The sequence below is a fragment of the Kitasatospora sp. NBC_01287 genome, assembly GCF_026340565.1.
In the GTDB taxonomy this organism is placed as follows: Bacteria; Actinomycetota; Actinomycetes; order Streptomycetales; family Streptomycetaceae; genus Kitasatospora.
Window position 1 is genome coordinate 3,909,826 of sequence record NZ_JAPEPB010000001.1, and the last position, 14,057, is coordinate 3,923,882.

Here is a 14,057-nt window from a genome sequence, read left to right on the forward strand (position 1 = left end):
TTCGGCGTACCGCGCACGGGGTTCGCAGCTGCGAACTCCTGGGAGAGTAGGCAGATTGACCCACCAATCACAAGCTCATATCGCGTACATCACACGAGAATTACGGACGGTCGCCGATCGTCCACCAACTGATGGCGTTTGGTCAGGTTGATGCCCATTCAGATCGCCTCTGTCGGAGTAGTGCCGACACGCCGTCAGGACTTGTCGGACCTTCATCAAACTCCGCGTCAGCGCTCGACGGCGACACCGGACGGCCCCTCAGGCGTGAAGGCGACCGGCAGCGCGCGCAGTCCACGCATGATCAGGCCGCCGCGCCGGCGCAGCTCCTCGGGCGCGGCGGCGAGGTCGACATCGGGCGGCCTGGTCAGCAGGGTGGCCGGCGCCGCCCGCCCCTCCAACCCGGCCGGCGGGGCGCCGACGCAGTAGTGGATGCCGTGGCCGAAGCCGAGGTGCGGGCCGTCCGTGCGGGCCGGGTCCAGGGTGTCGGGCCCGCGGACCTGGTCGGGCCCGCGGGCCTGGTCGGGTCGAGACCGGCCGACGGCTCACACCGTGGCAGCAGGGGCGTCAGAGGTCGGACGGTCGCCGAACACCAGCAGCGGGATACCGTCGAGGCATGTCTGATCGGCCCGAACTCTTCACCTGGGGGTTCGCCTCCAACCCCTACCCGGCGTACGCCTGGCTGCGTGAGCACGCGCCCGTGTACAAGGCCCAGCTGCCGAGCGGCGTCGAAGCCTGGCTCGTGACCCGCTATGCCGACGCCCGCCAGGCGCTCGCGGACAGCCGTCTCAGCAAGAACCCGGCCCACCACGACGAGTCGGCACACGCGAAGGGGAAGACCGGGATCCCGGGAGAGCGCAGCGCCAACCTGATGACGCACCTGCTCAACATCGACCCGCCGGACCACACCCGCTTGCGCCGGCTGGTCTCCAAGGCGTTCACGCCGGGCCGAGTGGCGGAGTTCGAGCCCCAGGTGCAGGGCCTCGCGGATCGACTCCTCTCGGAATTCTCCGGCAGGGGCGAAGCGGACCTCATCCATGAGTTCGCCTTCCCGCTGCCGATCTACGCGATCTGCGACCTCCTCGGTGTTCCCAAGGAGGATCAGGAGGACTTCCGCGACTGGGCGGGCATGATGATCCGCCACGGCGGCGGTCCACGTGGAGGGGTGGGCCGAGCCGTCAAGCGCATCCGCGCGTACCTGGCAGACCTGATTCACCGCAAGCGGGCGGACCTCGGGGACGACCTGATCTCCGGTCTGATCCGGGCCGGCGACCACGGCGAGCACCTCACCGAGAACGAGGCCGTCGCGATGTGCTTCGTGCTGTTGTTCGCGGGGTTCGAGACGACCATCAATCTGATCGGCAACGGCGCGCTGGCGCTGTTTCAGAATCCGCCCCAGCGAGCGCTCCTTCAGGCTGCCGTCGCGGACGGGGATTCCCGATTGCTCGACACGGGGATCGAGGAACTGCTGCGCTACGACGGCCCGGTGGAGTTGGCCACCTGGCGCTACGCCACCCGACCACTCGAAATCGGCGGCCAGGCCGTGTCCACGGGTGACCCGGTCCTCGTCGTCCTCGCCGCCGCGGACCGTGATCCCGCCAGGTTCGGCCAACCGAACACCCTCGACCTGGCCCGCGCCGACAACCCGCACCTCGGTTTCGGCCACGGGATCCACTACTGCATCGGCGCCCCGCTGGCCCGCCTGGAGGGTCGGGTGGCGCTCTCCAGCCTGCTGACCCGGCTGCCCGACCTGCGGCTCGCCGTGGACCCGGCAGAACTGCGCTGGCGCGGCGGTCTGATCATGCGCGGGCTGCGGGAACTGCCGGTCGAATTCACTCCCGAATCGCCCCGCTGAACATCGACGGCGTCGGCGTAGCGGGTCACCAGCCAGGCGTCAACCCCGCTCGGCAGGGTGGTCCGGTGCACTGGGGCGTGCTCGCGCGGCCAGGCGTACGCCCGGGTGCGGATCGGCGGCGAACTCCCAGGTGAACAGGGGCGGCGGCGGGAAATCCGGCTGATCCGGCATGTCTTGACGTTATCCCGTCCCCAGGAGGAGTGAGCCTGGTCACCTGACGGGTAATCCCTGTTGCGGAGGGTCAGGAGAAGCCTACGATCCTCCGATACGTGGTTGGCGGGCGCTCCGGTGCGGCGGCGCCCCCAGGGAGGAGCAGGCCATGCGAGTAACCGGGGCAGTGGTGGTCATCGCGGTACTCAGCGGCGGCGACGGCGACGGGCCGGCCCATCGCTTCGCCGCCGCGGGAGCCGCCGGCCTGCTGATCGCCGACCCCCGGGCCGGTGTCGCCGAGGACCTGGCCACCGCCCTCGACCGGACGGGCTGCCCGGTGATCGGGGTCAGCTCCGACATCCACCAGCCCAGCGACATCGCGGCCCTGGTCGACACCGCCGAGAAGCACCTCGGCCCGATCGACCTGTTCTGCGTGGCCGGCCCCGACGGCGAGCGGATCGTCGCCATGGCCGAGCTGCCCGGCCAGCTGGACCGGCTCGCCGAGCTGCTCGACCCGCTGGGCGAGGCGATCGGCGAGGTCGTGCCGCGGCAGCGCCAGGCGCACCGCCCGCCACACGTCCAGCAGCACACCCAGCAGCACGTCCAGACGGCCTGACCCGGCCGGCACCAGGTGACGCACCGGCGGGCTCAGCTCGCCGGCAGCCCCTCGGCGGCCCGCACCGCGTCCCGGTAGTCGCGCGCGGCCGCCCGCAGCGCCGCGTCCGGATCCACCTTCGCGTCGTGGGCCCGCTGCACCACGGCCAGCAGCAGCGCGCCCGCCGTCCGCTCGGTCAGCTCCCCCGGCAGCGCGTACGGCGCGTCGGCCACCCCGGTGAAACCGGCCCGGCGCACCCGGGAGACCAGCTTCGCCGCGTAGGCCAGGGCCGGCAGCCCGGCCGGCACCCCGTCCAGCACCGACTCCCGGTCCTGCTTCTCGGCCGCCTTCAGCTGCTCCCAGTTGGCCTCGACCTGGTCGGTGGTGGCGGCGTCGGAGTCACCGAAGACGTGCGGGTGGCGGTACATCAGCTTCTCGACGATCGCCCCGGCCACGTCGTCCACGGAGAACGGGTCCTCGGGGTGCTCCTCGGCGATCCGGGCGTGGAAGAAGACCTGGAGCAGCACATCGCCCAGTTCCTCGCGCAGCGTCTCGCGGTCGCCCTCCTCGATCGCCTCGACCAGCTCGTAGGCCTCCTCCACCAGGTACTTCACCAGGCTCGCGTGGGTCTGCTCGGCGTCCCACGGGCAGCCGCCGGGCGAGCGCAGCCGGTCCATCACCGACACCAGGTCGAGCAGCCGCGCGCCGGGCAGGTCGTAGGAGCCGGGCAGCAGCTCGATCTCGGGCGCCCGGCCCGCCTCCTCGACCGCGATCCTGGCCAGCGCGTCGGTCAGCCCCGGGTCGCCGTCCGGGCTGCCGAGGAAGAGCACGGGGGCGCGTCCGGTCAGCGTGCGGGCCAGCGCCGGCGCGCTGCTCCGCTCCACCAGCTCGACCGCCACGCCCGCCTGGGCCAGCGCGGGCAGTTGGGGGTGCGCCGGGTCGGCGGCCAGCACCAGCGGCGCCGCGCGCAGCGCCTCCCAGGCGGGCCAGCTGAGCAGGCCCGGCGCCACCCGGTGGGTGGTGGTGAGCAGGGTCAGCTTCGGGGCGGCAGCGGCGTTCGGGGTGTCCGGGGTGTCCGTCGAGATCTCCACCCCTCGAACCTACCGGTCAGGAGGCGGCACCCGACTGCGGCAGCCAGTCCTCGCTCGGGCTGTCCAGGACCGCCTGCTGGACGTCCCAGCTGCCGTAGCGCGGGTTGACCGTCACCTTGAGCTCGGTGGCCGCCTCGGCGAGCAGCTGGTGCACCGTCTTGTTGCCGTCCGTGGTGCCCAGCTGCTGGCCGGCCTGCGCGGCGAGCTTCTGCAGGCCGATCTGCTCGCGGTAGAAGGTGTCGATCCGGCCCGCCGGGACCGCGTGCTTGAGCAGCAGCATCTGTTCGAGGCCCGACTCGCCGCCCCAGGCCCGCACCTGGTCCGCGCGGAGCTGGGCGACCTCGGTGGCGGTGACGGCGAGCTGGTGCTCGGCCAGCGTGTGGTCGACCACGTCGCTGAAGACCATCCCGGAGACGGTGGCCCCGACCAGGCCGGCCTGCTCCTGGTACTGCCCGGCCGGCAGCTGGTCCGCCTGTGCGCGGAACTCCGCCACCCTGGCGCGCATCGCCGACTCGCTGATCCGGTCCCGGCCGACCACCGCGGCCACCCCGGGATACGCCGGGTTCCGGCCGCACCCGGTGAGCACGGCCGCCGCGAGCAGCGCGCCGACGATCGGCAGCGCCCGGCGCGCCCGGCGGCGGGCCGGCAGGGCGGCGGCGGGGCGGGCGGAGACGAGGTGAGCGGAGACGAGGTGAGCGGTGGCGGGACGGGCGGTGGCGGGCTGGGCGGCGGCGGGATGGGCGGAACGGCTGCGGATCACGCGGGGCCTCCCGGACGGGCTGCGGTGGCGGCTGCCTCCTGACGGGACACGAGGATAGAGAGCCGGGCGGGCCGTTGCCCAAACGCTGCGCCGAACGAGTGAGTGCGGGCCGCCATGTCCGACGGACCGTCAGGCGCGGTACGGGTTGGGGCCGGAGACGTGCGGCGGGTGGCTCGGCCAGCTGCCGGTGCGCGGGTCGAGCGGCTGCGGCACGGCGGGGCCCGGGGGCGGCGGCCACGTCGGCGACAGTTGGGGCAGCGGCGGCTGGGACCCGGTGCGGCGGTGGTGCTGGAGCTGGTCCAGGTGCCGGCGCAGCCGCTGCACGTCCGGATGGTGCGGGCCGAGCCGCGGCTCGCGGTCGAAGAGCAGCGCGAGCAGCCAGTCCCAGGCGCCCTCGGTGTCCCCCGACCCCGCGAGCAGCAGGCCGATCCGCTCCCGCAGGTCGAAGCAGCGCGACGGGTCGGTGTCCTGCCCCGAGGCCAGCCGGGCCGTGTGGTCCGCGAGCAGCCCCTGGTACTCCGCCAGGGCCTGTGCCCCCCGGCCCAGCTGCTCCAGGCAGGCGGCCGCCTTGCGCCGGTGCTCCAGCGCCTGCTCCGCCCGCGGGCCGGCTTCGGCCGACGCGGCGGCGGCCAGCAGCTGGTACTCCGGCAGCGCCGCCCGGTACTGCCCCTCCTGCAGCAGCGTGCGGGCGTAGATGGTGCGCAGCGTGCGGACCAGCGGCGCGCCGTCCCCGTGAGCGGCCCGGGCCCGCGGGAGCAGTCGGGCGGCCAGGTCGATCACCTCGGCGTAGCGGTGCGCGGCGAGCAGGTCGGAGACCTCGCCGCAGGCGGCGGCGAGGTCGGCGGGGACCGACGGCGCCGAGGGCGGGGCCGGCAGCGGCAGCGGGGGTGGGGCGGCCACGGGCGCCGTGGCGGGGCCGGGCAGCGGCTGGTGCGGGTGGCGGAACGGGCCGGTCGGGTCCGGCACCGGTCCGTAGGGCGGTCGTGCGCCCGGCGCCGCGCCCGGCAGCAGCGGGCGCAGCCGCTGGTGGACCGTCTGCGCGTCGGCGGGGCGCGCGGCCGGCGGCTTGGCGAGCAGGTCCAGCACCAGCGCCTCCAACTCGGCCGGCACCTCGGGCCGCAGCTGCCGCAGCGGCACCGGCGCGTCGTCCACCTGGCGGCGCAGCACCCCGAGCGCGGTGGGCGCCCGGAACGGCTCCTCGCCCGCGAGCATCTCGTGCAGCAGGCAGCCCAGCGCGTACAGGTCACTGCGCGCGTCCACCGCGCCGGAGAGCGCCTGCTCGGGCGCCATGTACGAGGGGCTGCCGATCGGGACGCCGGTCATGGTGAGCCTGGTGTGCTCGCCGTCCAGCGCGGTGGCGATGCCCAGGTCCAGCACCACCACCCGCCCGTCCGGACGGACCATCACATTGCTCGGCTTCAGATCCCGGTGCACCACCGGGACGGCGTGCACCACCGAGAGGGCGGCGCAGATCTGCGCGGCCACCGCGACCGCCCACGGGATCGGCAGCGGGCCCTCCTCGGCGAGCAGGTCGCCCAGCCCGATGCCGGGCAGCCGCTGCATCACCAGGTAGAGCTCGTCCTCGTCCTGCCCCGCGTCGAAGACCGTGACCAGCCCGGGGTGGTCGAGCCCGGCGGTGATCCGGCACTCGCGCAGGAACCGCCGCCGCAGGTCCTCGCGGAGCGCCGTCCGCTCGCGCGTCCCCTCGCCGCCGAGCAGCGCCTCGGTGCGCAGCAGCTTCACCGCCACCCGCCGGTCCAGCCGCTCGTCGTACCCGGCCCAGACCTGGCCCATCCCGCCGTGCCCGATCTTCTCGGCCAGCCGGTAGCGGTTCCCGATCACCCGGCCCCCGATCACCTGGCCCCCGATCACCCGGTCCCCGGCCGCGCTCACCGCCCGCCGTCCTCGGCCTGCCGCCGCAGCAGCTCGCCGAGCCGCTGCAACTCGTCGACGGGTGGCTGCTGTTGCTGCTGCTGCGATTGCTCCTGCTGCTGCGTCGGCTGCTGCTGGTACGACGGGTACGACTGGTGGCCCGGCGCCCCGTAGCCCGGCGGCACGGGCAGCGTGGGCGCCGCGTACCCCGGCGGCACGTAGCCCGGCGGCGCGTAGCCGGGCACCGCGTAGCCGGCTGCCCCGTACCCAGGCACCGCGTGTCCGGCCGCGAGCGGGTACCGACCGCGCCGGTCCATCAGCAGGAAGTACGTCGGCGCCGCCACGATCAGCACGCCCATGGTGATCTCACCGATGGCGTTGGCCGCCACCGCGCGCTTGTCCTGCCCGGCGATGCCCGCGCAGACCATCATCAGCAGCGAGAGCGCGCCGAAGAGCACCGCTCCCAGCACATCCACCCGCTGCTTGCGCCGCACCGCCAGCAGCAGCGGCGGCAGGAACCCGAGCAGTCCGCCGGTGAGCACCGCCGCCAGGCAGAGCAGCACCTTGCCGCCCACCCCGAACGGCCCCTTCGGCTTCACCACCCGCGCCGGAACCGGCCCGAACTGCCCGGGAAACTGGCCTGCCATGCGTATCCGCCCCCGCACGAAGAGGTAACCCGACGATGATCTTGCCCACGGTACCGCCCCCACCCCAGGCCCCGCCGGGCTCCGCCCGGACCGCTACCGGTCCGTGACCGGCGGCCAGGCGAGCGCCCTCGCCGGGCCGCTCGCCGGTCAGGCCCCGGTGCCCTGAACGGCCGTGGCCCGCCTCCCTCCTCACTCCACCCCCAGCTCCCCCTCCGCCAGACCGTCCGTCAGGCCCTGGGCCAGCCGGCGGGCCAGCTCGGCCGCCTGGCGGACGCCGGTTTCGAAGGCGGCCACCTGGCGGAAGGCCTCGCCCAGTTCGCGCTGGCGGGCCAGCGGCAGCCGGGGCAGCTGGACCCGGCGGACGTCGAGGCGGGAGGTGGTGGAGGCGTGGCTGCCCGCGGTCCGCGCGGCGGCGGTGGAGCGCAGCCGGCCGGCCAGGAACTCCGGGTCGAGCGCGGCGGGGTCGGGGCGCAGCAGGTGCAGCCGGGGGCCCAGGGCCGCGCCGTCGGCCGGGTCGCCGGGGTGGACCACCAGGGCGGCGCCGCCGGCCAGGGCCGGGACCAGGACGTCGCCCGGACGGGCGCGGAGCGCCTCGCCGGCGGCCAGCGCCAGGCTCGGCGGGCGGCCGGCGAGGAGGTCCTGGTCGGTGAGGACGGGCGGGGCCGCCGGGTCGTCAGGAAGCGCCCGGGTGGCGGGCCCGGTGCCGGAGGAGAAGACCTCCAGCGCACCCTGCCGGGCCAGCTCGCCGACCGTGGTCAGCGGCGCGGCGGGGGCGGCTCCGGCCTCGGTCACGGCGGGCAGCGCCCGGTCGAGCTCGGCCAGCGAGCCGAGCAGCTCACCGAGCCGGCCGCGCAGCCGACCCAGCGCGGCCGCGCCGTCCGCGGGGGCGGGCGGCGGCAGGTGGCGGGCCGGGGCGAGGTCGGTGTCGTCGTCCAGCAGCTCGATCGAGTCGAGCACCCGGTACACCCCCGGGCGGTCGGCCACCGAGCCGCCGTCGAAGGCCTGCCACCCCTCCAGCACGGTGCGGTGCAGGGTCGGCCAGTCGAACTGCTCGGGCTGCGTGGCGGTCGCGTCCAGCAGCAGCAACCGGCGGGCGGGCGCGGCCTCCTGCGGGTCGGGGCGGCGCAGCAGCCAGAGCTGGAGCGGGACGCCGTACGGCGGCGCGGCGCCGGCCGGCAGCGCGGCCACCGCGCGCAGCGCGCCGGTGCGCAGCAGTTCGGCGCGCAGCCGGCGCCCGGAGCGGCGGGAGGCGACGGTGGGGGGCAGCAGCAGCGCGGTCAGACCACCCGGGCGGGTGTGCGCCAGGCAGTGCAGCAGCCAGGCGAGTTCGGGTTCGGCGCGCGGCGGGGCCTGGTCGAAGAGCCAGCGCGGGTCGTAGCGCAACTCCTCGTGGCCCCAGTCCCGTTCGTTGAAGGGCGGGCGGCAGAGCACGGCGTCGGCGAGCAGCTGCGGGTACCCGTCGGCGCGCAGCGCGTCACCGGCGCGCACCCCCAGCGGCAGCGGCCCCGGCGTGTCGGCGGGGGTGTGCAGGGCGAGCCGGAGCAGGGCGGCGGCGGCGGTCACCGGGTCGCGGTCCTGGCCGTGGCGGCTGGCTCCGGCGGGCGCGGCCAGCAGCACCGGGCCGAGCCCGCAGCTGGGGTCGAGCACGCTGGCGGGCTCCCCCGCGAGCGCGAGCAGCAGGGCGGCGGCCTCGGGCGGCAGCTGGTTGGGCTGCCGGGTGCCCGCCAGCAGGGCCTCGTACACGGCGGCGGGTGGCTGCTCCTCGGCGAGCCGGGCGAGCATCCGGCAGAGGTCGAGCTGGGTGCTGCCGTAGAGGGTGGGCAGCCCCGGCGCGCCCGGGTCCGCACCGCTGCCGGCACCACTGCCGGCAGCACTGCCCGCGCCGCCGCCCGCACCGGCGCCGAGGGCCTCGTCGAGCGCGGTGCCGAGCGCCGCGTGGAGCACCTCGGTCACCGCGCGCGGCAGCGCGAGGGCGAGCCGGGTGTCCGGCCGGCCGGCCGGCTCCGTCCAGCGCTCCGGGGCGCGGTGCAGCAGCAGCAGGAAGGCGCCGGCGAGCAGCAGCGGGGCGCCCGGGTGCCCGGCCGGGTCGCGCAGCGCGTCCAGCTGGCGCCGGCAGCGCTCCAGCGGCGGCAGTTCGGCGATCTTGCCCTGGCGGCGCAGCCACTCCTCGACCTGGGCGAGCGCGAAGGCGGGGCTGGCCTCGCTGCCGCCGACGGGCTGCGGGAAGTCGGCGTGCCGCTTGCGCCAGTTGCTCACCGCCGCCCGGCCGACCCCGGCCAGTCGGGCGATCTCGACGGCGGTCACCTCGGGGCTCGGCGGCATGGCGGCTCCTCAACGGACGGCGGCTGTGACCACCCAGCATAGCCAGCCGAGCACGAGACCCCTGTTCACGCGTGAACATGGGTCTTATCGATTTCCCTGTTGACGCTGTTCACAGTGATCTGCTCTGATGGAGCCATCGCCGAACGGGGCGAGCACCGGAGAACCGCACGAAACCCGCGTCGAACACCGCGCCGAACAGAGGAACCCGCCATGCGCAGCACCGCCACCGCCCGTCGCCGCTCCACCTCCGTCGCCCTGCTGGCCGGCGGCGCCCTGCTCGCCCTCGCCACCACCGCCTGCGGGCCGACCAGCACCAACTCGGTCTCCACCACGCCGAAGAAGTCCACCGCGGCGGCCGCCCCGAGCGGCCAGGCAGCGGGCGGCCAGGCAGCGGGCGGCACGGGCGGCGCGGCATCCACCGGCAAGGCCCCGAGCGTCGCCAAGGTCGGCGACACCATCGCGCTCAAGGGGCAGGACCAGGGCTCCGCCGACGACGTGACGGTGGTCAAGGTCGTCGACAACGCGCAGAGCACCCCCGACGGCTTCGGCAAGCCCGCCGATGGCAAGCGCTGGATCGCGGTGCAGTTCCGGCTCAAGAACACCGGGACCGCCGCCTACAGCGACTCGCCGGAGAACGGCGCCACCGTGGCGGACGACAAGGGCCAGTCCTACACCTCGGTGGTCGCCGACACCACCGCCGGCCAGAGCTTCGCCAGCCCGGTGAACAACGCGCCCGGCGACACCGCGCTCGGCTTCATCACCTTCGAGGTCCCCGCCGACGCCAAGATCGTCAAGGCCCAGTTCACCCTGGACAGCGGCTTCGCCGACCAGACCGGTCAGTGGAACCTCGGCTGAGCGGGTGCGGCGACCCGAGCACCAGCGGCCCGAGCACCAGCGGCCCGAGCACCGACCGGCCCGAGCGCCAGCGGCCCGAGCCCCGACCGGCCCGAGCGCCAGCGGCCCGGAAGCTGCGGCCAGGGCGCCGGCGCCGGCCGAAAAGAGTGAGCGGCGGGTGGCCCGAGGCCACCCGCCGCCTGGATCAACCCGGGCCGCGGCCCGGCACCGCTACTTCCGGCCGGCCGCCAACTCCTCGAACATCGTGCTCAGGAAAGTGCCGCACCATGTCAGCAGCTCCCGCCCGACCACCGGCTTGCCGCCGATCCGCGCCGTGGTCGGCCGCGGCACCAGCACCTGCTGGGCGGCCGCCTTGACCTGGCTGCGCGGGTAGAGCCGGTTCAGCCGCAGGGACTGCGACTCGCGCAGCTCGACCGGACCGAAGCGCACGTTGGCGCCCTGCAGGGTGATGTCCGCGACCCCGCAGCGCCGCGCGAACAGCCGCAGCGCCGCGACCAGCAGCAGGTTCTCCACCGGATCGGGCAGCTTGCCGTAGCGGTCGCCCAGTTCGGCCCGCACCTGCTCGATGTCGGCCTCGGAGTTGACCGCCGCGATCGAGCGGTAGGCCTGCAGCCGCAGCCGCTCGCCGGGGGCGTAGTCGTGCGGCACGTGGGCGTCCACCGGCAGCTCGATCTTCACCTCCAGCGGCTCCTCCTCCACCTCGCCGCCGCCACCGGCCAGCGACCCGCGGAACTCGGCCACCGCCTCGCCGACCATCCGCATGTAGAGGTCGAAGCCCACGCCCGCGATGTGCCCGGACTGCTCGCCGCCGAGCAGGTTGCCCGCGCCGCGGATCTCCAGGTCCTTCATCGCCACGTACATGCCCGCGCCCATCTCGGTGTGCTGGGCGATGGTGGCCAGCCGCTCGTGCGCCGTCTCGGTGAGCGGCCTCTCCGGCGGGTAGAGCATGTACGCGTAGCCGCGCTCGCGCCCGCGGCCCACCCGGCCGCGCAGCTGGTGCAGTTGGGAGAGGCCGAAGGTGTCGCCGCGCTCCACGATCAGGGTGTTGGCGTTGGAGATGTCGATGCCCGACTCCACGATCGTGGTGGAGACCAGCACGTCGAACTCCTTCTCCCAGAAGTCGACCACCACCTTCTCCAGCGCCGTCTCCCCCATCTGCCCGTGCGCGGTGGCCACCCGGGCCTCGGGCACCAGGTCCTTCAGCCGGGCGGCCGCCTTGTCGATCGACTCGACCCGGTTGTGGATGTAGAAGACCTGGCCCTCGCGCAGCAGTTCACGCCGGATCGCCGCCGAGATCTGCTTCTCGTCGTACGGCCCGACGAAGGTCAGCACCGGGTGCCGCTCCTCCGGCGGGGTGGTGATGGTGGACATCTCGCGGATGCCGGTGACCGCCATCTCCAGGGTGCGCGGGATCGGGGTCGCCGACATGGTCAGCACGTCGACGTTGGCCCGCAGCTTCTTGAGCTGCTCCTTGTGCTCGACGCCGAAGCGCTGCTCCTCGTCCACGATCACCAGGCCGAGGTCCTTGAACCGCGTCTCGGCGGCGAAGAGCCGGTGGGTGCCGATCACCACGTCCACCGAGCCGTCCCGCAGGCCCTCCAGCACGGCCTTGGCCTCGGAGTCGCTCTGGAACCGGGAGAGCGCCTTCACCACCACGGGGAAGTTGGCGTACCGCTCGGCGAAGGTGGAGAAGTGCTGCTGCACCAGCAGCGTGGTCGGTACCAGCACCGCCACCTGCTTGCCGTCCTGCACCGCCTTGAACGCCGCACGCACGGCGATCTCGGTCTTCCCGTAGCCGACGTCGCCGCAGATCAGCCGGTCCATCGGGACCGACTTCTCCATGTCGGACTTCACCTCGGCGATGGTGGTCAGCTGGTCGGGCGTCTCCGCGTACGGGAAGGCGTCCTCCAGCTCGCGCTGCCAGGGGGTGTCCGGGCCGAAGGTGTGCCCGGGGGCCGCCATCCGGGCCGAGTAGAGCTTGATCAGGTCGGCGGCGATCTCCTTGACCGCCTTCTTGGCCCGCTGCTTGGTCTTGGCCCAGTCGGCGCCGCCGAGCCGGTGCAGGGTCGGGGCCTCGCCGCCGACGTACTTGGTCACCTGGTCGAGCTGGTCGGTCGGCACGAAGAGCCGGTCGCCGGGGTGGCCGCGCTTGGCCGGCGCGTACTCCAGCACCAGGTACTCGCGGGTGGCGCCCTGCACGGTGCGCTGCACCATCTCCACGTAGCGGCCCACCCCGTGCGCCTCGTGCACCACGTAGTCGCCGGCCGCCAGCGCCAGCGGGTCGATCGCGTTGCGGCGCCGCGACGGCATCCGGCGCATGTCCTTGGTGGAGGAGCGCTGGCCGGACAGGTCGGTCTCGGTGATCACCGTGAGCCTGAGCGCCTCGTCGACGAAGCCGTGCTCGATCGAGCCGCAGGAGACGTGGACGACGTCCCGGGTGGGCGCATCGACCAGGTCGGGCAGCAGCCGGGCCGCGATCCCCTCGTTGCCGAGCACCTCGGCCAGCCGGGAGGCCGGGCCCTGGCCCTCCGTCACCATGACCACCCGCCAGTCGGCGGCCAGCCGCTCCTTGGCGTCGGCGATCGCCCGCGCGGTGTCGCCGCGGTAGGCCTCCACGGCGCGCATGCCCAGGGTCAGCGTGTCGCTGCCGCCGGGCAGGCCGGCGGCAGCGCTGCCGTCCGGCACCGGGCCGAGGTCGGCGTCGGTGCTCGCGAACGGGCTGACCGACCACCAGGAGAGGCCGATCGCGGCGGCGTGCTCGCGGACCTCGGCCAGCGAGCGCAGCGAGGCGGCCGAGACGTCGATCTGCTCGACGTCGATCGGCCGCTCACCGCCGGCGGCCGCGGCCACCCAGGAGGCGTGCAGGAACTCCTGGCTGGTGGCCACCAGATCGGCGGCCCGGGTGCGGATCCGCTCCGGGTCGCAGAGCACGGCGACCGAGCCGGCCGGCAGCACGTCGACCAGCAGCTCCATGTCGTCCACCAGCACCGGGGCCAGCGACTCCATGCCCTCGACCGCGATCCCCTCGGCGATCTTGTCCAGGATCTCGGCCAGTTCGGGGTGGGCGAGGGCCAACTCGGCCGCCCTGGCCCGGACCTGATCGGTCAGCAGCAGCTCGCGGCAGGGCGGCGCCCACAGGCCGTGCTCGGCGATCTCCAGCGAGCGCTGGTCGGCCACCTTGAAGTAGCGGACCTCCTCGACCTCGTCGCCCCAGAACTCCACCCGCAGCGGGTGCTCCTCGGTCGGCGGGAAGACGTCCAGGATGCCGCCGCGCACCGCGAACTCGCCGCGCTTCTCGACCAGTTCGACCCGGGCGTAGGCGGCGGCGGACAGCCGCGCGGCGATGTCCGCCAGGTCCGCCGTGTCCCGGTGCCGCAGTGCCACCGGCTCCAGCTCGGCCAACCCCTTGACCTGCGGCTGCAGCACCGAGCGGACGGGGGCCACCACCACCTGCACCGGCCCGGCCACCGCGTCTCCCCCGGCCTCCGGCTGGGAGGTGCCCCCATCACGCGGGTGGACGATCCGGCGCAGCACCGCGAGGCGGCGGCCCACCGTGTCCGAGCGCGGCGAGAGCCGCTCGTGCGGCAGCGTCTCCCAGGCCGGGAACTCAGCGACGGCGTCCGGCGGCAGCAGCGAGCGCAGGCTGGCGGCCAGGTCCTCGGCCTCCCGCCCGGTGGCGGTCACCGCGAGCACCGGGCGCCCGCGCTCGCCGGCCCCCGCGGCCAGCGAGCGGGCCAGCGCGGCGATCACGAAGGGCCGGGCCGCGGGCGGACCGATCAGGTCGAGATGGGGGCGGTGGCCGCCGGCCGCCGCCTCGATCGCCTCGGCGAGGGCGGCGTCGCGGGCCACGACATCGAGCAAACCGATCAGGCTCATGGAGTCTCTTCGTCCCGTTGCGTCCAGGCGGAGCGCC

Annotated in this window: 9 protein-coding genes and 2 pseudogenes; 3 read left to right on the forward strand and 8 right to left on the reverse strand. The window is 74.7% G+C overall.

Features of this window, described 5'->3' with window-relative positions; translation table 11 throughout:
• Positions 1 to 227 precede the first annotated feature (227 nt).
• Positions 228 to 512 (reverse strand): annotated as a pseudogene (locus tag OG455_RS16470) (cytochrome P450); the annotation flags it as partial.
• A 101-nt stretch (positions 513 to 613) separates the two neighbouring features.
• On the opposite strand from OG455_RS16470, the gene OG455_RS16475 reads away from it, so the two are divergent.
• Positions 614 to 1,852, forward strand: a complete 1,239-nt coding sequence (locus tag OG455_RS16475; RefSeq protein WP_266294388.1) for a cytochrome P450 — start codon at positions 614 to 616, stop codon at positions 1,850 to 1,852.
• Positions 1,853 to 1,860: 8 nt separating this feature from the next.
• Here the strand turns inward: OG455_RS16475 and OG455_RS16480 are convergent.
• A pseudogene (locus tag OG455_RS16480) lies at positions 1,861 to 2,023 on the reverse strand (cytochrome P450); the annotation flags it as partial.
• Between the two features lie 148 nt (positions 2,024 to 2,171).
• On the opposite strand from OG455_RS16480, the gene OG455_RS16485 reads away from it, so the two are divergent.
• Positions 2,172 to 2,618 (forward strand): SDR family NAD(P)-dependent oxidoreductase, encoded by a 447-nt coding sequence (locus OG455_RS16485; protein WP_266294390.1) that lies wholly within the window; start codon positions 2,172 to 2,174, stop codon positions 2,616 to 2,618.
• A gap of 32 nt (positions 2,619 to 2,650) precedes the next feature.
• On the opposite strand, the gene OG455_RS16490 is transcribed toward OG455_RS16485, so the two are convergent.
• The 5 genes from OG455_RS16490 to OG455_RS16510 all read right to left on the reverse strand — a co-directional run bounded on the left by OG455_RS16490 (position 2,651) and on the right by OG455_RS16510 (position 9,289).
• The gene (locus OG455_RS16490) at positions 2,651 to 3,682 is read right to left on the reverse strand and encodes a MazG family protein (RefSeq protein ID WP_266300827.1); all 1,032 of its coding nucleotides are present in this window, start codon (positions 3,680 to 3,682) and stop codon (positions 2,651 to 2,653) included.
• A gap of 22 nt (positions 3,683 to 3,704) precedes the next feature.
• Positions 3,705 to 4,448 carry a hypothetical protein gene (locus tag OG455_RS16495; protein WP_266294392.1) on the reverse strand — a complete coding sequence of 248 codons (744 nt, stop codon included), beginning with the start codon at positions 4,446 to 4,448 and terminating at the stop codon, positions 3,705 to 3,707.
• A gap of 129 nt (positions 4,449 to 4,577) precedes the next feature.
• Positions 4,578 to 6,302 carry a serine/threonine-protein kinase gene (locus OG455_RS16500; protein ID WP_266300828.1) on the reverse strand — a complete coding sequence of 575 codons (1,725 nt, stop codon included), beginning with the start codon at positions 6,300 to 6,302 and terminating at the stop codon, positions 4,578 to 4,580.
• Positions 6,303 to 6,337: 35 nt separating this feature from the next.
• Positions 6,338 to 6,967, reverse strand: a complete 630-nt coding sequence (locus OG455_RS16505) for a hypothetical protein (RefSeq protein WP_266294394.1) — start codon at positions 6,965 to 6,967, stop codon at positions 6,338 to 6,340.
• Between the two features lie 189 nt (positions 6,968 to 7,156).
• Positions 7,157 to 9,289, reverse strand: coding sequence for an N-6 DNA methylase (locus OG455_RS16510; protein ID WP_266294396.1), 2,133 nt, complete (start codon positions 9,287 to 9,289; stop codon positions 7,157 to 7,159).
• Between the two features lie 210 nt (positions 9,290 to 9,499).
• On the opposite strand from OG455_RS16510, the gene OG455_RS16515 reads away from it, so the two are divergent.
• Positions 9,500 to 10,144, forward strand: coding sequence for a DUF4352 domain-containing protein (locus OG455_RS16515; protein WP_266294398.1), 645 nt, complete (start codon positions 9,500 to 9,502; stop codon positions 10,142 to 10,144).
• Between the two features lie 210 nt (positions 10,145 to 10,354).
• Here the strand turns inward: OG455_RS16515 and mfd are convergent, their stop codons facing one another.
• The gene (mfd, locus tag OG455_RS16520) at positions 10,355 to 14,020 is read right to left on the reverse strand and encodes a transcription-repair coupling factor (RefSeq protein WP_266294400.1); all 3,666 of its coding nucleotides are present in this window, start codon (positions 14,018 to 14,020) and stop codon (positions 10,355 to 10,357) included.
• Positions 14,021 to 14,057 lie beyond the last annotated feature (37 nt).